Origin of the sequence: Pseudoalteromonas sp. SR44-2, from assembly GCF_014163745.1 — a bacterium.
GTDB classification, from domain to species: domain Bacteria; phylum Pseudomonadota; class Gammaproteobacteria; order Enterobacterales; family Alteromonadaceae; genus Pseudoalteromonas; species Pseudoalteromonas distincta.
On sequence record NZ_JACJDW010000026.1, the window covers coordinates 34,915 to 60,135 of the forward strand.

At 39.1% G+C, this 25,221-nt stretch carries 19 protein-coding genes; 12 read left to right on the forward strand and 7 right to left on the reverse strand.

Annotated features, from left to right (window positions below):
• The first annotated feature begins 39 nt into the window (after positions 1-39).
• A complete protein-coding gene (locus H5115_RS15105) occupies positions 40-438 on the forward strand; it encodes a hypothetical protein (RefSeq protein ID WP_182756121.1) in 399 nt (132 codons plus the stop codon).
• A 22-nt stretch (positions 439-460) separates the two neighbouring features.
• Here the strand turns inward: H5115_RS15105 and H5115_RS15110 are convergent, their stop codons facing one another.
• Positions 461-1,213 carry a LytTR family DNA-binding domain-containing protein gene (locus H5115_RS15110; protein WP_024597141.1) on the reverse strand — a complete coding sequence of 251 codons (753 nt, stop codon included), beginning with the start codon at positions 1,211-1,213 and terminating at the stop codon, positions 461-463.
• A gap of 238 nt (positions 1,214-1,451) precedes the next feature.
• Here H5115_RS15110 and H5115_RS15115 point away from each other — a divergent pair, with 238 nt between their 5' ends.
• Positions 1,452-4,394: a TonB-dependent receptor domain-containing protein gene (locus H5115_RS15115; protein ID WP_182756123.1), complete on the forward strand. Its 2,943-nt coding sequence runs from the start codon at positions 1,452-1,454 to the stop codon at positions 4,392-4,394.
• 285 nt (positions 4,395-4,679) lie between these two features.
• On the opposite strand, the gene H5115_RS15120 is transcribed toward H5115_RS15115, so the two are convergent.
• Positions 4,680-5,153, reverse strand: a complete 474-nt coding sequence (locus H5115_RS15120; RefSeq protein ID WP_182672452.1) for a Dps family protein — start codon at positions 5,151-5,153, stop codon at positions 4,680-4,682.
• Between the two features lie 334 nt (positions 5,154-5,487).
• On the opposite strand from H5115_RS15120, the gene H5115_RS15125 reads away from it, so the two are divergent.
• Complete coding sequence (locus tag H5115_RS15125; RefSeq protein ID WP_024597139.1) at positions 5,488-5,697, forward strand: hypothetical protein; 210 nt, start codon at positions 5,488-5,490, stop codon at positions 5,695-5,697.
• Here H5115_RS15125 and H5115_RS15130 read toward each other — a convergent pair.
• Entirely contained in the window at positions 5,694-6,299 is a 606-nt protein-coding gene (locus tag H5115_RS15130; protein ID WP_004334986.1) for an alpha/beta fold hydrolase, read from the reverse strand. The genes H5115_RS15125 and H5115_RS15130 overlap by 4 nt on opposite strands.
• Positions 6,300-6,482: 183 nt before the next feature.
• Positions 6,483-7,019 carry a YaeQ family protein gene (locus H5115_RS15135; RefSeq protein ID WP_024593828.1) on the reverse strand — a complete coding sequence of 179 codons (537 nt, stop codon included), beginning with the start codon at positions 7,017-7,019 and terminating at the stop codon, positions 6,483-6,485.
• A gap of 91 nt (positions 7,020-7,110) precedes the next feature.
• Here H5115_RS15135 and ylqF point away from each other — a divergent pair, with 91 nt between their 5' ends.
• Both ylqF and H5115_RS20375 read left to right on the forward strand, forming a co-directional pair.
• Complete coding sequence (ylqF, locus tag H5115_RS15140; protein ID WP_004334981.1) at positions 7,111-8,055, forward strand: ribosome biogenesis GTPase YlqF; 945 nt, start codon at positions 7,111-7,113, stop codon at positions 8,053-8,055.
• 220 nt (positions 8,056-8,275) lie between these two features.
• Positions 8,276-8,422 carry a hypothetical protein gene (locus H5115_RS20375; protein WP_404936125.1) on the forward strand — a complete coding sequence of 49 codons (147 nt, stop codon included), beginning with the start codon at positions 8,276-8,278 and terminating at the stop codon, positions 8,420-8,422.
• 159 nt (positions 8,423-8,581) lie between these two features.
• Here the strand turns inward: H5115_RS20375 and H5115_RS15145 are convergent, their stop codons facing one another.
• Positions 8,582-11,560 carry a DUF3857 domain-containing transglutaminase family protein gene (locus H5115_RS15145; protein WP_182756125.1) on the reverse strand — a complete coding sequence of 993 codons (2,979 nt, stop codon included), beginning with the start codon at positions 11,558-11,560 and terminating at the stop codon, positions 8,582-8,584.
• Positions 11,561-12,060: 500 nt separating this feature from the next.
• Here H5115_RS15145 and H5115_RS15150 point away from each other — a divergent pair, with 500 nt between their 5' ends.
• The 7 genes from H5115_RS15150 (at position 12,061) to fusA (ending at position 20,963) form a co-directional block, all read left to right on the forward strand.
• The gene (locus tag H5115_RS15150) at positions 12,061-13,302 is read left to right on the forward strand and encodes an OprO/OprP family phosphate-selective porin (RefSeq protein WP_182756127.1); all 1,242 of its coding nucleotides are present in this window, start codon (positions 12,061-12,063) and stop codon (positions 13,300-13,302) included.
• Positions 13,303-13,313: 11 nt separating this feature from the next.
• On the forward strand, positions 13,314-14,294 hold the full coding sequence (locus tag H5115_RS15155) for a tripartite tricarboxylate transporter substrate binding protein (RefSeq protein WP_182756128.1): 981 nt from the start codon (positions 13,314-13,316) through the stop codon (positions 14,292-14,294).
• Positions 14,295-14,306: 12 nt separating this feature from the next.
• Positions 14,307-14,774 (forward strand): tripartite tricarboxylate transporter TctB family protein, encoded by a 468-nt coding sequence (locus tag H5115_RS15160; protein ID WP_182756130.1) that lies wholly within the window; start codon positions 14,307-14,309, stop codon positions 14,772-14,774.
• Positions 14,775-14,777: 3 nt separating this feature from the next.
• Positions 14,778-16,298 (forward strand): tripartite tricarboxylate transporter permease, encoded by a 1,521-nt coding sequence (locus H5115_RS15165; protein WP_182756132.1) that lies wholly within the window; start codon positions 14,778-14,780, stop codon positions 16,296-16,298.
• An 11-nt stretch (positions 16,299-16,309) separates the two neighbouring features.
• Positions 16,310-17,932 carry a sensor histidine kinase gene (locus tag H5115_RS15170; RefSeq protein WP_182672433.1) on the forward strand — a complete coding sequence of 541 codons (1,623 nt, stop codon included), beginning with the start codon at positions 16,310-16,312 and terminating at the stop codon, positions 17,930-17,932.
• Between the two features lie 14 nt (positions 17,933-17,946).
• Positions 17,947-18,672, forward strand: coding sequence for a response regulator (locus H5115_RS15175; RefSeq protein WP_182756134.1), 726 nt, complete (start codon positions 17,947-17,949; stop codon positions 18,670-18,672).
• A 206-nt stretch (positions 18,673-18,878) separates the two neighbouring features.
• Complete coding sequence (gene fusA / locus H5115_RS15180) at positions 18,879-20,963, forward strand: elongation factor G (protein WP_004334977.1); 2,085 nt, start codon at positions 18,879-18,881, stop codon at positions 20,961-20,963.
• A gap of 408 nt (positions 20,964-21,371) precedes the next feature.
• On the opposite strand, the gene mdoH is transcribed toward fusA, so the two are convergent.
• Entirely contained in the window at positions 21,372-23,333 is a 1,962-nt protein-coding gene (gene mdoH, locus H5115_RS15185; RefSeq protein WP_033020973.1) for a glucans biosynthesis glucosyltransferase MdoH, read from the reverse strand.
• Positions 23,305-24,924, reverse strand: a complete 1,620-nt coding sequence (locus H5115_RS15190; RefSeq protein ID WP_182693856.1) for a glucan biosynthesis protein — start codon at positions 24,922-24,924, stop codon at positions 23,305-23,307. The genes mdoH and H5115_RS15190 overlap by 29 nt, the downstream gene beginning before the upstream one ends.
• Positions 24,925-25,221: the final 297 nt, after the last annotated feature.

Consider the following 25,221-nt stretch of genomic DNA (forward strand, 5'->3'; position numbering starts at 1 on the left):
TTATCCTATATATAGAAGTTGATATATGTAAGGCGATTTATGTTTGGAGCACATGGTGAATTTCAGATTTGTTCACAGCCCCCTCAGATGTATTTAGAATTGAAAGGGAGCTTTAACAATGAAGGCATTACGCTGTTAACTAATGGCGTTGTTCAGGAGCTGAGCACTCACCCTGAGAATACGATTAAGTATGTGGTTGTTAATTTAAGAGAGTTTGAGCTGTTAACTTTGGATGGCCTCGATTCATTAGAGGCCTATTTTGCCGGTGTAAAAGAACGTGGCTATCAACGAGTTGACTATATAAACATTAATATCATAGCTAAAAATATGTTTGAAAAAGTATGGAAAAATAGCGATGTAGAAGTTAATTTTTATAAAGATACCGAAAGCTATTTATTAGTGCACCCAAATGACAGTTATATAAAACAGAACTGGTAATTAATATGAGTATTATAAACCGCTATTGAAGAGGGCTTATAATACTCTCTAAACACCCTTTATAGCGCCGTGAAAGGTTTAAACACATATCGTTTTTCAGTCTTACTCTATAATCGCCACTGTCAGTAGGCATCAGTTCGCAAATAGCTTGTTTTCTTACCAGCGTTGAACGATGAATACGAACAAACCCTTCTGGTTCTAGCTGTTGTTCAATATTTTTCATGGTTTCGCGATGTAGTACCGGCGTATTACCTTGGGTAAAATGCAGCTCTACATAGTTGCCCGCGCCATTAATCCAAATAATATCATTTATATCAATTAGCCTTACCTTACCTACATCTTTAACCACAATGTGTGATGATGGCTTTTCAGCTTGTGTGCTTTGCTGGTATTGGCGTTCGGCCGCACTTGCAATCGGGCAAAGGTGAATCAGCTTATCAAAGCATTTATCAATACGTGATGCAGTTGAATCTAATATTAAAAAATCTACAGCGCCAACTTCAAAGGCAAAACTCGCAAAATGTCCCGATTGAGCAATAATGACTAACTTCAGCTTTTTAGCAAGCTCAGTTAAATGCACTATTTGCATAGGGTCAGCTAGGTTGGTTAGTTCGTAAAACAGTACATTGTATTGATCTGTGTCTATTTGATCTAATCTATTTGTTTGAAGAAAAGATTGAGATTCAAAGTGTCGGTGATCTTGCACACGCTTTGTTAAAAATGTTGCAAACTTAGTGTTACTAACAAAAGTTAATGCATGAAAAGAAGCGATCATTATTTTATATCTCTTGCTGTATATAATAATAAAGACCGTGCTTAGCGGAAAAACTGTTATGAAAAGTACAATATATTTATAAAATAATTGTGACGTACTAATTCATCCCATAAAAGCTGCTATTCGTACCAAAGACTACGCCTCATAAATAATGCCCGTAGAGTGTTTAAATAAATCCCCTTACTGTAATCCGCGAAGTAACCATTTAGTTACAAAAATAACAATTCAGGGGAATTATATGACATTAACTAACAAAGGTAGCGCGCGACTATTTAAAAAATCGTCGTTAACAGTTGCGCTAAGCAGCGCGATACTTGCAAGCTTTTCATTTCAAGGTGTGGCTGCAGAAGATGACGAAATAACTAAAATAGAACGCGTACAAGTTACAGGTTCTCGTATTCGTTCAGCTGAGGCAATGTCATCAGCACCTATCCAAGTTGTAGATAGTGCAGCGATTGATGCATCAGGGTCGTTAAATATTCAAGACTTACTATTAGAGAACCCTGCATTTGGTACACCAGCTATTAGCCGTACTAACTCAAACTTTAATACCGCAAGTGCGGGTGTTGCTACTGTTGATTTACGTAATTTAGGCTCTAACCGTACATTGGTTTTAGTAAATGGTCGTCGTTATGTATCAGGTGTACCTGGTAGCTCTGCTGTCGATTTAAATACTATCCCGAGTCAATTTATCGAACGTGTTGAAATTATGACAGGTGGTGCTTCATCTGTTTATGGTTCTGACGCTGTTGCTGGTGTAGTTAACTTTGTTTTAAAAGATGATTTTGAAGGTGTTGAATTCGAAGGCCAATATGGTGAATCAAGCGAAGGCGATGATGAATCACGCCAATTTAACTTTACCTCAGGCTTATCAAGCTCAGATGGGAAAGGGCACGCGATGTTCCACCTTGGGTATTCGGATCAAGGTGCTGTTTTTTCACGTGACCGTGACCGCTCGGCAGTAGACCAATTTTCAGGTATTTTCTTTGAAGATGATCCAGCAGCAAACCCAGGCTCTGTATTTGATGCTGTAAGCCCATTTTTATCTTCATTTCCGCCACAGGGTCGCTTTAGCGCTGGGGATGAAACATTTACGTTTAATGATGCAAACAACCTACAAAACTCATTTAGTACTAACGGTGGCGATGGCGTAGCTGCAAATGGTTTTAACCGAAGCGGTGTACGCACGATAGCGATACCTACAGAGCGTTATTTATTCGCCTCAAACGGTAGCTACGAGTTAAGCGACAAGCATAGCTTTTTTTATGAAGGTACTTACGCCGCAACAACGACCGTTTCTGAATTAGAGCCATTTCCTTTCGCCTCTGACGACATTTATGCAAATGGGCAAGTACCAATTGAATTTAACGTAAACGGTGAGCTTCTACGTAATGCGTTTGTTCCAGATGATATATATAACGCAGCAACTGATACTGATGGTGATGGTATGCGTGATATCTTTTTTGCAAAGCGCTTAAGTGATGTAGGTAACCGTGGAGCACGAGCAGAGCGTGACACATTCCGTTTAGCGCTTGGTTTTCAAGGTGAAATAGCCGATGGTTGGTTTTACGATACTTACTATGTATATGGTAAAACAAAAGAGCAACAAGTATCAGGCGGTCTAGTTAATGTACAAAGTTTTCGTCAAGGTTTAGAAGCTGTTATCGATAGCCAAGATTTAGATGGCGACGGTATTACTGATGAGGCTATTTGTATCGATGCGACAGCACGTGGCTTTAACTGTGCGCCGGTAAATATTTACGGTTTCAATTCGTTATCACAAGGTGCTATTAATTTTGTAAGTGCACCTAGCTCACTTTCAACGTCGGTTGAGCAAGAGATTATTGGTGGTAATATTTCAGGTGATTTATTTGATTTACCGGCAGGTACGGTAGGTATCGCTGCTGGTTTTGAATACCGTGAAGAGTTCTCACGTAGTGAATTTGATGCTCTACAGCAAGCTGGCCTTAATGCGGGTAATGCAATTCCAGCAACAGAAGGCTCGTTTGATGTAACTGAATATTATGTAGAAGCAAATATCCCCGTGCTTGATTCTGTAACAATGAATGCAGCAGTTCGTTTGTCTGACTACTCAACAGTAGGCAATACTGAAAGTTGGAACGTGGGTGTAGACTGGGAAGTAATGGATAGCTTACGTTTACGTGCTACCCGTGCACGTTCAACACGTGCTCCAAATATCGATGAACTATTTTCTCCACCTTCACAAACTTTCCCAAGTGGTTTAAACGATCCATGTTTAGGTGTTGCTAATAGTGGCGGTGGTGCTGCAGGTGATGCTTGTCGTACAGATGTTGGTGTTACAACTAATATCGCTTCAAATGGCGAGTTCACGCTTAACCAGTCTGACTTACAAGGTATTAGTGGTTTTAACCGTGGCAACCAAGATTTAAAAGAAGAAGTTGGTGACTCTGTAACAGTAGGTTTAGTATTTACACCAGAAAATCTAATATCAGGCCTAGACATTACGCTTGATTACTTTGATATCGAAATTACAGATGCAATCGTAGCAACACCTCGTCAGTTTATTCTTGACCAATGTTATGGTGGTGGCGATACAAGCTTTTGTGACTTTGTAACTCGTCGTAGTGCGCCATCAGGTAATAATAGTGCTGGTTCACTAGAATTTATCGACGGTGGTGTATCTAACAGTGGTGGTTTAGGTACAGAAGGTGTTGATTTAACACTAACGTACTCTGCTGATATTGGACCAGGTGCGTTTAGAACTCGCCTTGCTTATACTTACCTAATCGATGGTTATAGCATCCCACTTCCAGGCGCTGATAAAGATGAGTTTGCTGGAGAAATTGGTGCATCAGAGCATAAAGCTAACTGGAACTTTGGTTATAAACTTAACGACTTTGATTTTAACTGGAGCTTAACTTACATTGGCGCTGCAGACTTTGATGATCAATTCTTAAGTGGTTTTGGTATTGCTCCAGGTGGAGTAGGGATTGGTTCAGTAACGTATCATGATGTTCAAGCAAGTTACCATATCAGCGATTCAACAGAGCTTTACGCTGGTGCAAGTAACTTATTTGATAAAGAGCCACCACGCATTTTATCGGGTGTAAGTGGTTCAAGCACGGGTACTGAAACGGATGCAGGTACGTATGACCCAATTGGACAATCATTCTACATTGGTTTTAGAAGTAAATTCTAACCAACAATAACGACACTAACTATAGTTACTTAATTAGTTACGTTCACAAAGCCTCAGTATTGCTGGGGCTTTTTTATTGGAAAAAATAATGCGGCAGTAATTTTTTATACATCGTTTATCCCAATATATAAGTATTGTGCCCACTTAAACCAAAAACAACGCCACTGGTAACAGGGGCGTTGTTTAGTATGGGGAGGAGGCTAATATAGTAACCGAATCGCTTGATTATTTAACGATTTATCCCTATTTGTGCCCTCTTCATTGAGGGCTTTTTTTTGCTTAACTTTAGTCTAAGTAAGCTTTTAACATCCAAACCAGCTTTTCTTGCTCTGAGATGTAATCACTCATTAGTGAGGCTGTACCTTCATCGTCTGCATCACCAGCTTGAGTTAAAATTTCACGCTGCATGTGAATTAATGTACTGTAACCAGCAAGTAGGTTCTCTACGGCTGTAACGCCATCACTAATACCTTTAGCTTCTTTAATTTTACTTACTTCAAGGTAATCAGAAAATGCATGTAGAGGTGCGCCATCTAACGTTAAAATACGTTCTGCAACTTCATCTACTTTGAGAAGTAGTAAGTTATAAATTTCTTCAAACTTAACGTGTAGTTCAAAAAAGTTACGGCCTTTAATATTCCAGTGAAAGCCACGCGCGTTCATGTATTGAATCTGGTAGCTACTCAATAATGTATTGAGTGACTTTATGATGTCTTCGCTTTTTGCGCTGTTTAGACCAATTGCGTTTACATGTGACATAACTTGCTCCTGAATAACCGTTTGTTTGTGAACTTGTGATAAGTATTACTAATTTCGATAAATTAGTAAAATCGTTTAAATGTATCTAGTTAATAGTTTTAACCTATTAGCTGTTTTTGATACCTGTATTCACTTTAGACTATTAATAGAAATGGGACTGATTAATAAAAATACTACCCCTCAAAAATAAATAAAACCCAGAAGTATATAAATCATGATCTAAAACAAACTTTATTCAAGGTAATAACTTAGCTATTTTTTTATTGATGTAGGTCAAAAATCATCCACCCTAATGGCGCATAATAATGTTGTCGAAATAATTAGGAGAGATAACATGCATGCAAAAACAGCGAAACAAAATAAAGCAGAGTTAATTGTGGTAGGAATTGCAGTCATCGCATTTGTGCTAGGGCTAGTAGCGCACTTAGCAGGTGCAAGCTTTGCGAACTCAGATTTTTTTGGCTACATTGCGGCGCCCATTCCGCTGATACTGGCTGTGATATTTTTAATTAGTTATAAAATAGCAGCCAATGCAGAGGATTAATCTTTCTCGTTTAAGCACTTTAAAATGTAATCGAGTACTTGGCGCGAGTAAATCATACTGGTATGGCTTAAATGAAACACTTTGTGTTCGGCCATACCTTTAAGTTTGGTTTCATCTAGTAATACAGTGCCATCTGACTGACTACCTTTGACTATTAAAGGCATAAGCCCAATAGGTAAATCCCCTGCGATACTATAAAGCTTAGCTTTAAAAGGCCAATTACCATTTTTAGTAAGCAAAAACTCAACACTATTTTTTAAAAATGATTCAAACCCTTTTTGCTTCATTTTTTGCGCTATATGGCTGCCTTTATGTGGAGTACCCAGTGTAATTACCTTCGTAATATTCTGGCTAGCAGGAGAGTTTGCCTCTAGGTAAGCACGTGCAATCAGCCCTCCCATTGAGTGGCATACAAGCGCTGCAGGTTCGTTAGAAATACACTCATCAATTTGTGCAAATATGGTATCGCGGTGAGGGTCGAGCGTATTGTAGGTAATGTTTAATACCGTCATACCCGACTCTTCAAGTCGTGAACAAAGTGGGCGCATAACAAAGCCAGACATATACAAGCCATGTAAAACAATAACGTGTTTAACTTTCATATGCTCCCTAATACCAATTTTATTAAAAACATGATCATCCTAGCGTATTAAATAATCCGCTACCTGCGTTAAAAATTATTTATATAAAACAACTATATGTCATAATTTTCGCCTTGTTATCGACTTATTTATTTGTCGCTATAATACATAACTAATTTAATGCAATTGGTATAACTACCGTAATTACATTAACTGTAGCGGTTTTATTTCAATATTGGTTGTATCGGTATTTACCCATACTTCACCATCTTGAATGGTAATGGCGAGCTTAATTCCACGATCAACCAAAGCAGCAAGTGCTTGTGTTGCTGCGTAATCAAGGCTAAAAATACTTAGATTTTTAAATTCATACAATTTAGGTTGATGTTTTTGCCACCAAATTGCTTGATTGTTTTCACCATAAGTATATAGCACCACTTTTTTAGATTTATTACAGGCTTTTTTAAGGCGTTTTTCATCTGGTAAGCCAAGCTCAACCCATAGTTCTATTTCTTCACTATAGCTTACATGCCAAAGTTCAGGCTCATCATCAGCACTTAACCCTTTGGTAAATTCTAAACCATCACAGCTATTGAGTGCAAAAGCGAGTAAGCGAATCATCAACCGTTGGTCGGTTTCTGATGGGTGTTGAGCCAAGGTTAAATTAAAATCTTGATAAACGTGGCGGTCCATATCGCTAAGCGATAACTGCACTTTCATAATGGTGGATTTAAGAGCCATAACAACTAATCTGAAAAAATTTGCGCCAGTATAGCGCAATTAAATGAATTGCCAGTTAAAATAGCGGTTAATTATACGTTAGGAGTTAAAAATGGCTATCCAGTGGTTCCCTGGGCACATGAATAAAGCCCGCAATGAAATTAAAGAAATAATGCCACAAATGGATGTGATCATTGAAGTGCTTGATGCGCGCATTCCCTACAGTAGTGAAAACCCGATGGTGGCAACCTTGCGTGAAGGTAAGCCGGTCATCAAAATTTTGAACAAAGCTGATTTAGCTGATCCTAAAATGACTCAAATCTGGAAAGATTATTTTGAGCAAGAAAACGGTGTTAAAGCGATTTCTTTTGGGCATGATAAAGCAGCTGAAGTACACCGTATTAATGAGCTTTGTAAAAAGCTAGTGCCACATAAAGTGGGTGCAGATAAGCAAATTAAAGCCATGATCATGGGTATTCCTAACGTGGGTAAATCTACGTTAATTAATGTATTGGCTGGGCGTATAGTTGCAAAAACAGGTAATGAGCCTGCTGTTACTAAAGCGCAACAACGCATTAAGCTTGAAGACGGTATTATGCTTTACGATACGCCAGGTATGTTGTGGCCAAAAGTAGAAAACGAAAACTCAGGTTATCGCTTAGGCGCCACCGGTGCCATTCGTGATACAGCACTTGAGTATGAAGAAGTAGCAAGTTACACAGCTGAGTACCTATTGCGTGCATACCCTGAGTTATTAAAAGCGCGTTATAAAATAGATGAATTACCACAAAGTGATTGGGAATTTGTTGAAATGGCGGGTAAAAAACGTGGCTGTATTCGTGGTGGTAACCAAATAGACACATACAAAATGTCTGAAATACTAATCAACGAATTACGCGACGGTATCATTGGCCGTATTACTATGGAAACTCCGCAAATGCGTGAGGAAGAAGAAGTAATGGTTGCTGGTTTACGCGCTGCAGCAGAAGCTAAAAAAGCAGCTAAAGAAGAAGAGAAAAAACAACGCCGAGCACGCGCACGTAAAAACCGTCGTTAATGGTTGAATTTATGTGAGTATGCGACTCACTAAATTACAGACATAAAAAAAGCCCGTAAGGGCTTTTTTAGTTTCATATCTACCGTCACCGATATGAGCAATGTAGCAAGTAAAATAGTAGGGCGGTTACTCATCATCAACATCAAGGGGCGTTGCGGTTCATAACAAGTAACCATAGCTGTTTACGTGCGCCACACGTTGTTTCAGGGTCGAGAAACAAATCAATTCATTCCTTAACAAGTGGTATGCAATCCGTCTTGTTGATATTGATTATCAGTTAGATCTAACTATCTGTCAACACCTAAATGCAAATAATTCTTATTATTGTGCAGCTTGTTTTTTATTCATATATAAATCGGTTAGTTAGCACTGCCATTTAATAAAAAATAGATGCTTAATACTTATTAAATAATTTGATGTGGATTTTTATTATAAAAGCATCGCTTGGAAAACCTTAGCCCCTAAAGATCAACAGCCTTCAATTTATGGCTAAAAATATTCGTACTTAATTGGATATTTTAAGCCACTAACGCACTTTATTTGCTGTTATACGTAAATTAATCTGCTCCACTAGTACTTTATCCTGCTTGTTTAGACGCCCTACAATGAGCAAGAAATCACTACCGTCAGTTTTTATTACTTTAATACTTGTGTTATCAAGTTTAGTTTTACCGTATGTGGTTTCTATTTTTTCTATGTCTTTAAAATGACTAAGATCTGATTTAAGCTTACCGTCATCGTTTTTGTAGTAACTAAAAATATAGTTCTCGGTTATTCCGTTACCGTCTTCTCGGTAATCAAACATTGCATCGCTATAAAAATAGAGTATTTCTTCGTTTTCAGGTGTTAGGCGATTACGTTTTAAAAAGTGTACTTGGTAAGGCCATAAACTATCGCCTTTTATAATTGCAGCATTGGGTAAAATATTTACTTCTTGAAGTACGCCTAAAAATAATAGAGGTGCAAACGCAAGCGAGATTAAATACTGCCTAATTCGCCAGTGCGAGTTGTAATGTAGGGCTTCTTTACTTGTATCGGTTTGTTCAATGTAACTAACTAGAGGCAACCATAAAAATGGCATTATACAAATCACTATGGTTGCGTATTCGTCCATACGATAAGCAAAGGCGCTGGCGAGTACCATTAGCCAGAGTGTTAAGGCAGTCCAGTTAGGCATTACTCTATTTTTGTTTAACTGTTGTTGGCTGTGCTCTGCAAGTGCAAGATACAAAGGGTAATACCATAAAAACGCAAATATACCTCGAGCAATAGGCATAATACTTGAGTTATCGCGCTCTTTAATGGCTTTAAAGTTACGATAACTCCAGTAGTTAACAAATATGCCTAAACTTAAAATACTGTAAATAATAAACTTACTTATAGATACTGCATAAAATGGACTATCTTCAAATTTCACTTTTTTTGCTGACTCTAATCGCCAATCGGCGAAAAAGAATATGAGTACTAAAATATAGCCAGCCAACACATATTTAAGCCAGCTATAACCAAAGCTATCTAGCACATCAGCTGTTGTTTGAGGCGTTTCGCTCGCCTTTGCATATTTTAGAATAGGGTAATGAGTTGCTGATATTAACTTTTTACGCTGTGCTAAATAATCATCTATTTGATCCGCTTTAATATGATCTTGTTTTGCGTAATAGTTATAGCTCAGTGTTAAAACATTATCATTAAATTCAGTAGTTGTTTTTAGATTGAAGTAGTCGTTGTCAATTTCTTCTTGATCGCTATCAAATCCCCAACCTTTTTCTGCAAAATGTAGTTGTATCGTGGTGTTAATTATATTGGGGTAGTCAAAGTAAAGTGGGTCGGTACGATTTACCTGCTTTGGTTCGTAAACGCTATTTTGTATTTCACTCGCATAAAAACTAGCTTCGTAGCCTTCGTCTGTTTTTTCCCAAAACTCACTAATTAAATACGATTCTTTGGTTATTAGTTTACCCGTTTTTTCTTGCTCACTAATTGCCATTACTTCATTGATTGATAGACCATTTAAAAAGCCTTGGTAATACTCGAAGTAAGATTTAGCAACGCTATTTAGACCACTGCTGGCTATATTACTTCTTCGGTTAATTGCTCCAAATTCAGCATAAGTATACTGGGTTTCAAAACGTGATGGCTCAGATACTTTTTCAGCAATAAAAAAGTTATCCTCTACAGATACATTTGTATGTACAGGTTTTTGCGCCATTGAGGTTAAAGCGCTTTCACCTTTATCAATAATTAGGGCATAGCCATAATCAGGCTGTGCTAAATATTCGAGAGTACCTCGTTGGTAGCTAACTGTAGGGTCGAGCCAGTAGCGTTTTCCGTTTTGTTTAAGCGTAACAATTACGTGATTAAATACACTTGCAGAAGGTGGAAGTTCTTTTAAACGTTTGGTTTCCTCTGTATCAACTAGCGCAGGGAAGGCTTCTATATCCATCGCTTTTAATAACGAAATAAGCAGTACTGTTTTATCTTTACAATCGCCGTATCGTAGCGAAAGCGTTTCTGAAGCTGACGTTGGTTGATGCGAGTTAGTGCCCATTTCAAGCCCTAAATATCGAACTTCGTCTTGGCTAAAGCGCAGTGCTGCTGCAATTTTATCTGATGTTTTTGTGTGTTTTGCTTTTATTTTTTCAGCTATATCCAAAATGCTGCTTGGGGTTTCTATGGCTGATTGATAAAGCGGATATGCCCAGTTAACTACCTGACCCCAATCGTCAAACTCAGAAAAGTAAACTTGTGTATATGGGTCGTACCACGTTGGGGTTTGAGAGTTTTGCTCCAGTAAAGGTTCTTCAAAAAGAGTTATAGAATAATCTTTGCCATATTTATTAAGCGTTTCTTGAATATCAGCTGCGCCGTTTATTGTATTAATGTGTAAAGGCGTTTGTTTACCCCAAAGTACACGCATATTTTGTTGCACTACGGGTACCGACCAGTTCAGCGTGCGTCTTGTACTAAACTTATTAGCATATATAGGGTTGCTGCCTGTGACTGTGTAGCTGTAATCGAGTATGTCGCCACTGCGCATATCATCAATAATAATATTGAGTGATAAGCTACCATTATAAATCCGCTCAGCTAATTCAGATTCACCCTGTATAACCTTCATTTTCGCGCTATCAAGCTTATCAATGCGCTCATTATTTCTGATAATCGTTAAGCTATTTAGCGTTAGCGACTCGTAACTTGGATCAAAATCAAGATTAAGCTGGCTTATATAATCAACACCACTTTGATTTAAAGCTTTCATAACCAAGCGTGTATAGCGTTGCTGTTTTTGCCTGCTCGGTATATAGGATTGGTTATCGAGTAATAAATAAAGTGTGCCGTCACGTACTTTGGTTATGTCGGAATTCTTGGGTTGCTCAATAATATGTGTATTAACCCAATTAGCTGGTTTATCTATTTTATATTGCTGCGCAAAAATATTATGAGAGAAAATTAATAAGGTAAGTGCAATTAGCCAAGGGCTGAGTCGAAGGAAGTTCCATTTCATTGTAGGGTCTTATAGTTGTTTTTATAAATACTATTGAAGGAATAATGTACCAAATTTAGGCTTTTTTGACAATGAGATGTTAACAAATTCATTGTTGAGCAGTTAATTAATAGTGTATAAATAAACTGCTATGTAAGTGCGAAATGCTTATCCCCCCCTTAAATGTCCCTGAAATGATTTTTTAGTTGTATTGCTAAATCATAATTAGTTAAGCCTACTTTATTGTGGGCTTTGTTAGATCTGCAAAAATCTTATCTGTTTATTCGTATGGTAATCATTCAAACCTTTAAAAGTGTTTATAAATCAAAATATAAACAGTAACTGCTTTTGCTCTTTTTGTTCATGAATTTTATGAGCAAAAAGCACATAACGATCATCAATGCACCTTACCTTCTAAATATTTAGTTAATTTCACGTTAACAATAAGCTGCGAGTTAGATAGCAGTTTGTCGTCGCTTATCTACCTGACAATAAATACATACACAAGCGTGGAGAGAATAATGAAAGCAAGTAACACACAACTCGCTTTGGCAGTTGCTGCCGCACTAGCAAGTACATCCGTTTTAGCCGATAACGATACGCAAAAACTACAAGAGCAATTAGATGCGTTACAAAAAGAAGTAAGTGTACTAAAAACAACCAGTGGTTTTAATTTAGAGTTTGGTGGACGGGTTCAGCTCGACTACAACTATTTTGATGGCGCTTACAATGCCGATAATGAGGGCTCTGGCGGGAGCGACTTTTTTCCGCGACGTATTCGTACTTACGTAGAGAGTGAGCATGGAAATTGGGATCATAAGCTATTACTTGAGTTTGGCGAAGGGACCGCTGAAATAGTGATGGCGCGGGTTCGCTATGCGTTTGATAACGGTCTTAAAGTTAAAGTCGGTAAAATTCGCGAAGATATATCGTTAAATGCATTAACCAGTTCAAAGCACATTAATACGATTGAGCGCAGCTCGCTTGCCAATACTTTCTCGCCCTTTTTTCGTTGGGGTGCTTCTGCCTATCAATATTTTAAAGACTCAGGCTTTCGTTACGCGATAGGCGTTTATAAAAATGATGCATTTGGTGCAACAGGTAGCGATGAAAACGACAAGCTTACTCTTGCCATTACTGGGCGTGCTACATGGTCGAGTGCAGCACCTGGCGATGTAATTCATTTAGGCTTGTGGCATTCATATCGCGATATGGGTGGTAATGAATTGGGCGCACGTTTTGCGCGTGGTGAAGTGCGTGAAGCGAATACTCGACTTGTTGATTACGCTGCTGGTGGTGTAACAAGCCCACTTGATAGTTTATTGCAAACCGGTCTTGAGTTTGCTTATCAGGCGGATTCTTTAACGCTTGAGGCTGAATATGCAAGCCGTTCGCTTGATGTAGTTAACAGTGCTGATTTTTTAGATGGGGAACGATTTGATGGTTTTCATGTTTCTGCTAGTTACTTTTTAGGTGGCGAGCAGCGTCAATACAAAGCGAGCTCTGCATTATTTGTACAACCTAAAAATATTAAAGATGCATGGGAGTTGGTGGCACGTGTTTCAGAAGTTGATGCGACAAGTAGCTTACAAGGGACGAAGGCAACGACGTATACATTAGGTACGTCTTATTTCGTAAGCAGCGACATTAAGTTTATGGGTAATTTAATTTACAGCGATGTAGAGGGCGCCGGCACTACAGCACTTGTTGGCGATGAAGACTCTGGTATGGGCTTTAGTGCACGTATGCAGTATTTATTCTAAGGGAGCACACAATGAAGTTATTTAAGTCATTTAAATCAGTAAAAACGACCCTATTTGCAGCGTCGTTAGTACTTAGCAGTCCATTGGCAATAGCCGATACTCACTTTTTAATCCCAGGCGGACCTGGCGGTGGTTGGGATACAACAGCCCGTGGTATAGGCGAAGGTTTAGTTAAGTCGGGCATTGAAAATAATGCATCTTTTCAAAATATGTCTGGTGGTGGGGGCGGTCGTGCTATTGCGTATTTAATTGAGTCGGGTACTAAAAAAGGCGATATTTTAATGGTTAACTCAACGCCTATCGTATTGCGCGCGTTAAGTGGCCGAATTCCTTATAGCTATCGCGATTTAACACCTGTAGCCAGTATGATTGCAGATTATGGCGCGTTTGTAGTGCGTAATGACTCTCCATTTAAAACTTGGGAGGATGTTATTAAATCAATAAAAGAAGATCCAAGTTCGGTAAAAGTGGCGGGCGGTTCTGCTCGCGGCAGTATGGATCACTTAGTGGCGGCTCAAGCAGTTAAAGCTGCGGGTATAGATGGTCGACGCCTGCGTTATATTCCTTACGATGCAGGCGGTAAAGCGAAGGCTGGGTTGCTTTCAGGCGAAGTGAATTTACTTTCTACTGGCTTAAGTGAAGCGCTTGAAGTCGCTAACGGTGGTCAAGCACGTATTTTAGCGGTTACATCGGGTGAGCCCTTACCTGATTACCCAAAAATACCCACACTTAAGTCACTAGGTTACGATATGGAATTTGTTAATTGGCGTGGTCTTTTTGCGGCACCTAATTTACCCCTTGAAAAGTTAGCACAGTACACAAAAAAACTACGTGAGTTGCAAAGCACACCTGAGTGGGAAGCTGTAAGAGCTCGTAACGGTTGGCTAAATCTTTTTCAAGAAAAAGATGAGTTTATTAAGTCACTAGAAGCGCAAGAAGTGCAGCTTAGAGCTGTAATGGAAGAGCTTGGCTTTATCCGCACATTGCCGTAATCGAGGTTTAAAATGACGAATCGAGAATTAATAGGGCCAAGTTTATTCTTGGCGCTATTTACTTTATACGCTGTGGTTGCATGGCAAATTCCGCTACTACCGTTTGAAGAATACGAAACGGTTACCTCAGCGACACTTCCTAAAGTATATGTCGGGTTTGGTATTGTGGTGTGCTTACTTTCTATAGGGTCGACATTAATCAAACCTAAAGAAAAAACAAATACCAATGATGTTCTTGAGAAGTCGCACGTGCTGCACACTATTGGTTTGTTGATATTAATGGTGATTTATAGCGCTGCACTTGAGCCATTTGGTTTTTTAATCTCGACCAGTGCATTTTTGCTAGCGGGCTTTTTTGTGATGGGGGAAAGACGTAAGGGAATTTTGCTATTTGCATCGATACCGGTTGCGGTGATTTTTTGGTTTTTGATGACTCAAGTATTAGGTATTTACTTGGTTCCGGGCAATTTGTGGAGTTAAGTTATGTTTGATGGAATTATGCTTGGTTTGTCGACCGTGCTCGACTTTAATAATTTAATGTACGTTATAGCTGGCTGCTTGGTAGGTACTTTTATAGGTATGTTACCAGGATTAGGGCCAATTACCGCAATTGCCTTAATGATCCCAATTACTTATAGTATTGGCGCCGATTCGGGCATGATTTTAATGGCGGGTGTTTATTATGGCGCTATTTTTGGTGGCTCTACGTCATCTATTTTAATTAATGCGCCAGGCGTAGCGGGTACGGTAGCTTCCTCCTTTGATGGCTACCCGCTTGCTAAACAAGGGCACGCAGGTAAAGCATTGGCAATTGCTGCTTATTCCTCCTTCATAGGCGGAACGATTGGCGCCATATTATTAATGGTAGCTGCACCTTTATTAGCAAAAGTGTCATTGAGTTTTCAATCCCCTGATTATGTTGTGCTGATGTTTTTAGGCTTAACAGCTATTGCAGCATTTTCAAATAAAGGGCAATTTTTAAAAGCAATGATGATGACGGTGTTTGGCTTGATGCTAGCAACGGTTGGAATTGATCCATCATCAGGTACTGACCGATTTACCTTCGGGCAACCTGATTTACTCGATGGAATAAGCTTTTTATTGGTTGCTATGGCAACATTTGCATTAGCCGAGGCGCTTGTAAATGTTGTAAAACCAGAGAAAAAAGATGCTAAAAACATTAATGACTCAGACACACCGCAAATAGGTTCAACCAAGTTAAACAAAGCCGAGATTAAAGAGATAGCACCAGTGATTGGTCGCTCGTCTATTTTAGGTTTTATAGTGGGAGTGTTACCGGGTGCTGGTGCAACTATTGCGAGTTTTATGGCTTATGCAACAGAGCGAAATTTAGCGCCCAAAGGTTTAAAAGAAAAGTTTGGTAAAGGCTCATTACGTGGTTTGGCTGCCCCTGAGTCGGCAAATAATGCGGCGTGTACAGGATCGTTTGTTCCACTGTTAACGCTTGGTATTCCGGGCTCAGGTACTACGGCAATTATGCTAGGTGCTTTGATTGCTTACGGCATTCAACCAGGTCCAATGCTTATGCAAGAAAACCCAAGTGTATTTTGGGCGGTTATTGTAAGTATGTATTTTGGCAACATTGTTTTATTAATTTTAAACCTGCCACTCATTCCTTATTTTGCAAAAGTATTGGCAATGCCAAAGTCGGTACTCACCGTGATGATATTATTTTTTAGCTTAATTGGTGTTTATTTAGTGTCCTTTAATACCTTCGACTTATTTATGATGGTTGGGTTTGCGGTAGTTGCGCTAGTATTGCGATTACTGTCGTTTCCTATGGCACCATTATTATTAGGTTTTATATTAGGGGATATGATTGAGCGAAACTTCCGTCGTTCAATGATGATTTCTGATGGCTCATTAAGCTTTTTATGGGATCGTCCGCTAACATTGAGCATATTTGTAGTTTCAATTTTAGTGCTGTTGTTTCCGTTAAAAGATTATTTAATGCAACGCCGTGCAGACAAAGAAAATGCATAATTGAGAATGAAATGAAAAACACCAACAAGCTAAATCCATTGCAAAACATGGTCACAAAACCTAAGCGATTAGAAACACGATTAATTATTTGGGTTACAGGATTGTGTGTATTGCAGGCTTTATTATTTGGCGCGTTGGTGTATCAACTTACAGCGCAAAGCTTACATAACCATATTGGCGATAAAGCACTCGCTGTGGCAAGCAGTATTGCCACACGCGCTGATATAATTAATGCACTGGAAATACCAAGTGACTTAACTACCATTAACATGCAAATTGAAAATTTACGACAGTTTGTAGGTGCTGATTTTATTGTTGTTGGCGATGAAAATGCGCTTCGCATTGTGCATCCCGATGAAGATAAAATTGGCAAAAAAATGGTTGGAGGTGATAGTCAAGCTGCATTAAAGGGAGAGCGCTATATTTCGGTAGCTCATGGTAGCTTAGGTGAATCAATTCGTGGCAAAGTGCCGGTGTACGCAGGTAATAATGAAATAGTAGGCGTTGTATCGGTTGGTTTTTTAGTACAATCAATCGATCCGCTTATCCTCTCTCGTAGTAGTGAAATATTAATATGGGGCTTAATACTTGTAGGTTTAAGTATACTGGCGGCTATTTATATTGGACAACGTGTCAGAAATGCTATTTTTGGTCTGCAGCCAGATGAAATTGCACGTTTGTTTTCAGAACAAGATGCAATTTTAAATACCGTACGCAGCGGTATTATTGCACTCGACCCAGACGGAAAAGTACGAAAACTCAATCAACGCGCCTGCGAAATATTAGATAAACCAACTTCAATTATTAATCAGAATCTCACCTTAAACGATTTATTACCTGAACATGCAGGGTTTTTATTGCGTAATCAGCGACGTAAAATAGTGGGGTTTGAATTATTTGCCGCCGATAAACGCCTTATTTTATCGAGATTTTCTTTGCAGGTGCAAGGGCAGGCTGATGGTATCTTACTGAGTATGCGCCCCTCTGATGAACTTGAGTATTTAAGCCAACAACTAACTAAAGTCCAGGCTTTTGCAGAGCTTTTAAGGGTACAAACTCATGACTACTCCAATAAGCTCAATCTAATTGGAGCGTTAGTGCAAATGGGGAAAAATGAACAAGCTATAGAAATAATAGGACAAGAAAGCCAAGGCTCTCAGGCACAAATTCATAACTTGTTAGAGCGCATACAAGACCCTGTGCTTGCTGGTTTGTTGGTAGGTAAATATCATAAAGCAAGAGAATTAAATGTTGCGCTTGAGCTTAACCCCGACAGCCTACTTGGTGTTATTGCACGTAAAGATATGCTTGAGCGGGTCGTGTCTATTTTAGGTAATCTTATAGATAATGCGATTGAGGCAGCTATTAGATCATCGAACTCTCGCTCTGCAAAAGTACGGGTAACCGTTGATGAAACCAGCCAAACCCTCTTATTTGATGTAGAAGATACAGGCTTTGGGTTAGGTTCTGACCATGATGTTATTTTTACCCCTCAGTACAGCTCTAAATCAGGAGCAGAGCATGGTATTGGTTTATATTTAGTAAAAACAAATTTAGACTCATGCGGTGGTACGCTAGAAATTGGTGAGTCAGACCTACTTGGCGCAAGACTAAGTGTTTATATTCCAAAATAATAAGAGCATTAAACATGACGTATTCAGTAGTAATAATTGAAGACGAAGTAGAGGTAGCACAGCTATTAGCGCAGTACTTGTTATTACCAAATGGTATTGCAGGCAATCAAACGCCAAAGCAAAGTTTAAGGCAAGCACAGTATCAGGTAGTGGGCATTGCAGGTAATTTAAGTACGGCAACGGCTTTACTGCATGCAATTGAACCCGATCTGATTTTACTTGATATACATTTACCTGATGGTAACGGACTTGATTTATTGACCGACTTACGACGCCGAACGATTAAAAGCGAAGTTATGCTACTCACTGCTGCAAAAGAGGTCGAAACCCTTGAAAAAGCAATGCAGTTAGGCGCATGCGACTTTTTAGTAAAACCATTAATGTTAAGCCGTCTTGATCAAGCACTTGCACGTTTTGAATCACGTCAGCAATGTTTTTCTGATGCAAGTGAAGTAACGCAGTCAATGGTTGATACGTTATTTGGCTCAAAGCAGCAAACCAACACGTCTGTTCGTTTACCTAAAGGGGTCGACCAACTTACCCTGCAAAAAATACATGATGCTTTTGTAGATCACGCAACCACTGCATTTACTGCTCAGCAAATGGGCGATTTGGTTGGTGTTAGTCGCTCTACAGCACGCCGTTACTTAGAGTATTTGCTTGAATCAGGTAAGTTAACAGCGGATCAAAGTTACGGCAGTATTGGCCGCCCTGAACGTTGCTATAAAATAGCGAAGTAACTTGGTGTATCTGAAACTTAAGTATTAAACGCTATTAATTTCAATGCCTTGCGATTTTTTTGTTATGTTTGATATTTAATAGATTCTGACGATAAAAAAAATATATTGAATTGATTGCATTTTAAGCGGCTTGTATGGTGATGTTCGCATTAAGTGATGTTATACTCCTGCCGAATAATTTATCGACTTTATTAAGAGTAAAATTAATGGCAGATTTATCGAAGTACAGAAACATTGGTATTTTCGCGCACGTTGATGCGGGTAAAACCACGACTACTGAGCGTATCCTAAAGCTTACTGGTCAAATCCATAAAACAGGTGAGGTTCATGATGGTGAATCTACTACTGACTTCATGGAACAAGAAGCTGAGCGCGGTATTACTATCCAGTCTGCGGCTGTAAGCTGTTTCTGGAAAGATCACCGTTTTAACGTTATCGATACTCCTGGACACGTTGACTTCACAGTTGAAGTATACCGTTCACTTAAAGTATTAGATGGCGGTGTTGGTGTATTCTGTGGTTCTGGTGGTGTTGAACCACAATCAGAAACTAACTGGCGCTATGCTAACGAATCAGAAGTTGCACGTATTATCTTTGTAAATAAATTAGACCGTATGGGTGCTGATTTTTACCGTGTTACTGAGCAAGTACGTAAAGTACTTGGCGCAACTCCACTAATCATGACTTTACCAATCGGTATCGAAGATGAGTTTGTTGGTGTTGTAGATGTTTTAACTAAAAAAGCGTACGTATGGGATGACACTGGTCTTCCAGAAAACTACGAAATCACTGACGTTCCTGCAGACATGGTAGAAAAAACTGATGAATACCATGAAATGCTTATCGAAACTGCTGTAGAGCAAGACGATGACCTTATGGAAGCGTACATGGAAGGTGAAGTACCTTCTATCGAAGATATCAAGCGTTGTATCCGTAAAGGTACTCGTGACCTTGCTTTCTTCCCTACGTTCTGTGGTTCTGCTTTCAAAAACAAAGGCATGCAACTAATCCTTGATGCTGTTGTTGACTACTTACCTGCTCCAACAGAAGTTGATCCTCAACCTCTTATGGATGAAGAAGGTAACGAAAATGGCGAATTCGCAATCGTATCTGCTGACGAACCTTTCAAGGCGCTAGCATTTAAGATAATGGATGACCGTTTTGGTGCATTAACTTTCGTACGTATCTACTCAGGTAAGCTTAATAAGGGTGACACTATCCTTAATGCGTTTACTGGTAAAACTGAGCGTGTTGGCCGTATGGTTGAGATGCAAGCAGATGACCGTAACGAATTAACTAGCGCACAAGCTGGTGACATCATTGCTATCGTAGGCATGAAAAATGTGCAAACTGGTCACACTCTATGTGATCCTAAGCACCCAGTAACACTTGAGCCAATGGTATTCCCAACTCCAGTAATCTCGATTGCTGTACAGCCTAAAGATAAAGGCGGTAATGAGAAAATGGGTGTTGCTATCGGTAAAATGGTTGCAGAAGATCCATCTTTCCAAGTTGAGACTGATGAAGATTCAGGCGAAACTATCCTTAAAGGTATGGGTGAGCTTCACTTAGATATCAAAGTTGATATCCTTAAGCGTACTTACGGTGTAGACCTTATCGTTGGTCAACCACAGGTTGCTTACCGTGAAACTATCACTCGTGAAATCGAAGATAGCTACACGCATAAGAAACAATCTGGTGGTTCTGGTCAGTTCGGTAAAATCGACTACCGCATCAAGCCAGGCGAAGTTGCTTCAGGCTTCACATTTAAATCATCAGTTGTTGGTGGTAACGTACCTAAAGAATTCTGGCCTGCAGTTGAGAAAGGCTTTAAGTCAATGATGGGCGAAGGTGTTCTAGCTGGCTTCCCAGTATTAGACGTTGAAGTTGAACTTTTTGACGGTGGTTTCCATGCCGTGGATTCATCTGCAATCGCGTTCGAAATCGCTGCTAAAGGTGCTTTCCGCCAATCGATCCCTAAAGCGGGCGCACAACTTCTTGAGCCAATCATGAAAGTTGACGTGTTCACTCCAGAAGATCACGTTGGTGACGTAATTGGTGACCTTAACCGTCGTCGTGGTATGCTAAGCGACCAAGAAGCTGGTTTAACTGGCGTTCGCATTAAAGCTGACGTTCCGTTATCAGAAATGTTCGGTTACATTGGTTCACTACGTACAATGACATCTGGTCGTGGTCAGTTCTCTATGGAGTTCTCACACTACGCACCATGTCCACAAAACGTAGCTGACACAGTAATCGCTGCAGAAAAAGAGAAAAAAGCTGCTAAGTAATTAGCTCTTTAACTCTTTAAAAAACCCGCACATGTTGCGGGTTTTTTATTGCCTATAATTTGGTTTTATTTTTTATAACTACTCTTTTTTATATTGTTACAAAGCAGGGATTTGTTATACACGTCTATGCACAGAGCGTTATATCAATAGTGAGGAAATTACTGTTGTATCATTTAGCTCGTTTTTTCTTTTCACTATTTTTAAGTAGAACTGGAGAATGGTAAGGTTTTTCATTTTTATAACTGGCAACTTGATGATGAAATGTAATCAGCTATTTCTAAAATGTACTGTAATAAGTTAGCTAAAAAAGTAGAAAATATTAGCGGCAAATGCAGCGCATGATTTTTTAATTTAGATAGAAAAAAGGAGCAATTAATTGCTCCTTTTTTGTTTTTATTTTATAACGCGCTAATTAAACTTTTTTATAGCCTTAGCTTTTAGCGCTTTCATCTTTAGCCTGCGTGGCTTTTTAAAAGATTGTATAGGCATTGATACCATATGCTCTTGTGGCAGTGCCGGAATTGTTTGTGGGTAAGTTCCTTCCTCTGGCACGGAAATCTCTTTTAGATGTACTTTAAGCGCCTCTAGAGTTGAGTCGTTATCAACTTCACTAGGGCAAATAAATATACCTAACTTTCTTAGCTGTACGCCAAGTTTGATACTACTGGTATAACGGATAATTGGAGCACCTAATACTAAGCCTAATAATATAGGTGATAGCCACCAAAAGAAGACAGGTGTGAAGTAGTAGGCTGTGCTGCCCCATGCTATAGCCACAATAGTAGAGAATAACGTATAACCAAACGCTTCTTTCCACGGAACCATACGACCTTCGCGCGGTTGTGCATCCCACTTCACTTTTTTACCTAAAAATACGCAAAGTACAAAGTAAGCATGAAATACCATCATTAATGGTGCAACAATAATAGCAAATACAGTTTCAATAATTGAACCTAGAATTAATTTAATTGAACCACCAAAGCGTTTGTTTCTATGTATTAGGGTGACTATTACGCCCATTAATTTAGGCATTAATAAAATAATAATAGTTAAATACAAGAGTGAATCAATAAGATCGGTTTTAGCTATTTGCCATGTAGGAAATAATTGATAAACACGATTAAAGTACACATCACTATTTAATGCGCGCGTTACTGCATCAATAGTACTTAGCGCTAGCATTGAGAGCCAAATTAGTGACGAAATATAAGCGGTTGCACCTAATAGAAAGTGCAGCTTACTCATTAATTTTAATTTAGATGACGATAGTAAACCTAAGTGCTGAATATTACCCTGTACCCAGCGTCTATCGCGTACAGCATAATCGAGAATATTACTTGGTACTTCTTCGTAGCTACCTTCAATATCTGATAGTAATAGTACATCCCAACCTGCACTATGAAGTAGTGATGCTTCTACAAAGTCATGACTTAAAATCTCACCGCCAAAGGGTGCGTTACCTTTAAGTGTTGGCAAGCCACAGCACGTTATAAATGCTTCAACTCTAATGATTGCATTATGACCCCAGTAATTGGCTTTATCTGTTTGCCAAAATGCTGAGCCAGTAGCGAGCATTGGGCTATATAGCACTGACGCAAACTGTAAAAAACGACCAAAAAAGGTATCTTGACGAACAGGTATTGGAATCGTTTGGATCAGGCCTGCTTGTGGGTTGTTTAGCATGCTTGTAGTAAGTTCTAACATACATTTACCGGTCATTACGCTATCTGCATCAAGCACAATCATATGGTCGTAATTACTTCCCCAGCGCTCACAAAAGTCGGTTAGGTTACCTACTTTGCGGTGTTTGTTATCTTCGCGACGACGATAAAAAACATGCTTTGCTGTATCCCCTAAACGTTCGCACAATGCATGCCATGCACTTAGCTCGTTTTTAACTATTTGAGGGTCTTGTGTATCGCTTAATAAATAAAAATCAAAATTATCAAGCTGACCAGTTTCTTTTAACGATTGTAGGCTTACTTCAAAGCCCGCGATAACACGGTGGGTATCTTCGTTATAAATAGGCATTACAACGGCGGTTTTCTGAGCGTTAATTGCCTCGTTATTGAACTCAATTGGTTTAATACGTTTTAACGTAAGCGGGTCAATTCGAAACAACTGTAGTACAAAGCCGATTGTGCCACTACAAAAAGCCGTTACAATCCAAGCAAATGTGATTGAGAATAATACTAAAAGGGCATACTCAAGTAATGTCATACCGTTTGAGCTTAAAATCTCAAACATAATAGATATGCCGTAGCCAGATGTGCCAAGTGCCGCAATGGCAAATAGCCATACTCTTAGTGTTTTGAATGGCATTGGAGTGCCCCTACCTTTATTACTTGATGTCATTTGGGTACCAAACATAGCTCCATACCTCGCTAATTTCTTTGTCACGTAGTTTTAACGATAAACGCATATCAACGGGTTGATCGTCCTGTGGTGCAATTTTAAAGGCTACACGCCATCCACGTGAATCCGGAAGTTTTTGTACATTCACGTCGGTTACTTCGCCTGTTGTAAGTTGAATGTCGGCATCTAGTTTTAACTGTTTAGACAGTTGATTTATTTCTGAACCAGTAAAATCAACAGTAAATTGGCGGTGGCTTTTTGGTGGTGGGTTGTCCTCACCTGGTAATGCGGCGCTACCAATTCTTGTACGTAGTACACGTGCTTTCTCGTGCTGAGTTAAAACTGAATTAAAGGTGGTCATTTTGTAGCTTAATTTTAATGAATCTCCGGCCTTCATTGGTTTTTCTGGTACCCAGTAACTTACGATATTGTCGTTAGTTTCTGTATCAGTCGGTATTTCTACAAGCTCTACACGACCATTTCCCCACTCACCTTGTGGTTCAATCCATAGGCTAGGGCGGTCGTGGTAATGTGCTTCTGTGTCTAGATAGTTATTAAAGTCTCGGTCTCGTTGAGCTAACCCAAAACCTTTTGGGTTATTGTACGAAAATGAAGTAACGCTGAGTTGTGATGGGTTATTAAGAGGACGCCATACCCACTTGTCATCAGCAGATTGAGTTAGTAGGCCATCCGAGTCATGAACTTCAGGGCGATAATCATCAAAAAATTTGGTGCTATTTTCGCCGTGATAAAACATACTCGTTAATGGTGCTACACCCAGTTTTTTAATATCTTTACGCGCAAAAATCTGCATATCAACATCAACTAGCATATTAGTTGTAGGGTCGACGCTAAATTTGTACGCACCAGAAATAGATGGACTATCCAATAATGCAAAAATGGTGATTTGTGTTTGCTCTGCCTTTGGTTTAACTAACCAAAACTCTTTGAACATTGGAAATTCTTCACCCGAATTCTCAGCAGTATCAATGGCAAGGCCCCTTGCTGATAAGCCATAAACTTGTTGAGGGCCAACGACTCTAAAATACGATGCACCCTGAAATACCATTACTTCGTCTTTATACTCGTTAGTATTTAATGGGTAATGTAAGCGAAATCCAGCATGGCCTAGTTGAGTGCCCGCCACACTTTTAGCTATTTCTTCTTGTAGTGGTGCAGCAGTGCCATCGTATTGGTAAAAGTCGGTGCTGAAAGGTAAGCGGCTACGTTTAGAGTCGCTATCAACAGTATTTATTGTTACAGGTGTTTTATATAAAAAACCAGGGTGGAATAATTGCAGCTCGTACAGGCCTTCATCTTTCCACACCGCTTTGTCTTTTTTAAATCGAATTGAACGATAGTCTTGATAATCAATATTATTTAGCGCTTCAAGCTCGATGTTTTTAGGTGCAACATATTCTTCGCTTGCTAACTTTTTAGCGCGAGCGCTAATTACATCAAATAAGCTACTTTGTGGAATTGCTACATCTACAGTTGCAGCAATCGCTTGGTTGCTATTGCCCCAAGTCGAAAAAATAATAAGTAGACCCAGTAGTGGTGCTGACTTTTTTTGCCATTTAGGCAAGTTTTGGGTTAGTTGTTTCATTCTCATTCCTTTATAAAAACACGACTTATTTTTACGTTTAGGGTAAATATTGATTTTGTTTTGTAAGTATCTTCTAATTTACTTAAAGCAAAATGTGAACCCTTATAAAAGTTCATATTTTTCAATAGGAAAATCAATATACGTAACTCATTGAGGTTTTGTTGTGTAAAATTCACTCAATCTTATGTAGTTGTTACTGATTAATTACTAGAAGACTCACTAATCGTATGAACATATTACGGGGAGTTTAATGAAGCTTGTCTGAATTACATTTGTATAAAATAAAAAAGCCGCAAA

Excerpts from the sequence above, each read along its gene's own strand:
- H5115_RS15165 (WP_182756132.1), top strand. The coding sequence starts at position 14,778 with ATGTTTGATGGAATTATGCTTGGTTTGTCGACCGTGCTCGACTTTAAT.
- H5115_RS15170 (WP_182672433.1), top strand. The coding sequence starts at position 16,310 with ATGAAAAACACCAACAAGCTAAATCCATTGCAAAACATGGTCACAAAA.
- H5115_RS15190 (WP_182693856.1), bottom strand. The coding sequence starts at position 24,924 with ATGAAACAACTAACCCAAAACTTGCCTAAATGGCAAAAAAAGTCAGCA.
- H5115_RS15175 (WP_182756134.1), top strand. The coding sequence starts at position 17,947 with ATGACGTATTCAGTAGTAATAATTGAAGACGAAGTAGAGGTAGCACAG.
- H5115_RS15110 (WP_024597141.1), bottom strand. The coding sequence starts at position 1,213 with ATGATCGCTTCTTTTCATGCATTAACTTTTGTTAGTAACACTAAGTTT.
- H5115_RS15115 (WP_182756123.1), top strand. The coding sequence starts at position 1,452 with ATGACATTAACTAACAAAGGTAGCGCGCGACTATTTAAAAAATCGTCG.
- H5115_RS15130 (WP_004334986.1), bottom strand. The coding sequence starts at position 6,299 with ATGAAAGTTAAACACGTTATTGTTTTACATGGCTTGTATATGTCTGGC.
- H5115_RS15150 (WP_182756127.1), top strand. The coding sequence starts at position 12,061 with ATGAAAGCAAGTAACACACAACTCGCTTTGGCAGTTGCTGCCGCACTA.
- ylqF (WP_004334981.1), top strand. The coding sequence starts at position 7,111 with ATGGCTATCCAGTGGTTCCCTGGGCACATGAATAAAGCCCGCAATGAA.
- H5115_RS15160 (WP_182756130.1), top strand. The coding sequence starts at position 14,307 with ATGACGAATCGAGAATTAATAGGGCCAAGTTTATTCTTGGCGCTATTT.
- H5115_RS15155 (WP_182756128.1), top strand. The coding sequence starts at position 13,314 with ATGAAGTTATTTAAGTCATTTAAATCAGTAAAAACGACCCTATTTGCA.
- H5115_RS15120 (WP_182672452.1), bottom strand. The coding sequence starts at position 5,153 with ATGTCACATGTAAACGCAATTGGTCTAAACAGCGCAAAAAGCGAAGAC.
- mdoH (WP_033020973.1), bottom strand. The coding sequence starts at position 23,333 with ATGTTTGGTACCCAAATGACATCAAGTAATAAAGGTAGGGGCACTCCA.
- H5115_RS15105 (WP_182756121.1), top strand. The coding sequence starts at position 40 with ATGTTTGGAGCACATGGTGAATTTCAGATTTGTTCACAGCCCCCTCAG.
- fusA (WP_004334977.1), top strand. The coding sequence starts at position 18,879 with ATGGCAGATTTATCGAAGTACAGAAACATTGGTATTTTCGCGCACGTT.
- H5115_RS15135 (WP_024593828.1), bottom strand. The coding sequence starts at position 7,019 with ATGGCTCTTAAATCCACCATTATGAAAGTGCAGTTATCGCTTAGCGAT.
- H5115_RS15145 (WP_182756125.1), bottom strand. The coding sequence starts at position 11,560 with ATGAAATGGAACTTCCTTCGACTCAGCCCTTGGCTAATTGCACTTACC.
- H5115_RS15125 (WP_024597139.1), top strand. The coding sequence starts at position 5,488 with ATGCATGCAAAAACAGCGAAACAAAATAAAGCAGAGTTAATTGTGGTA.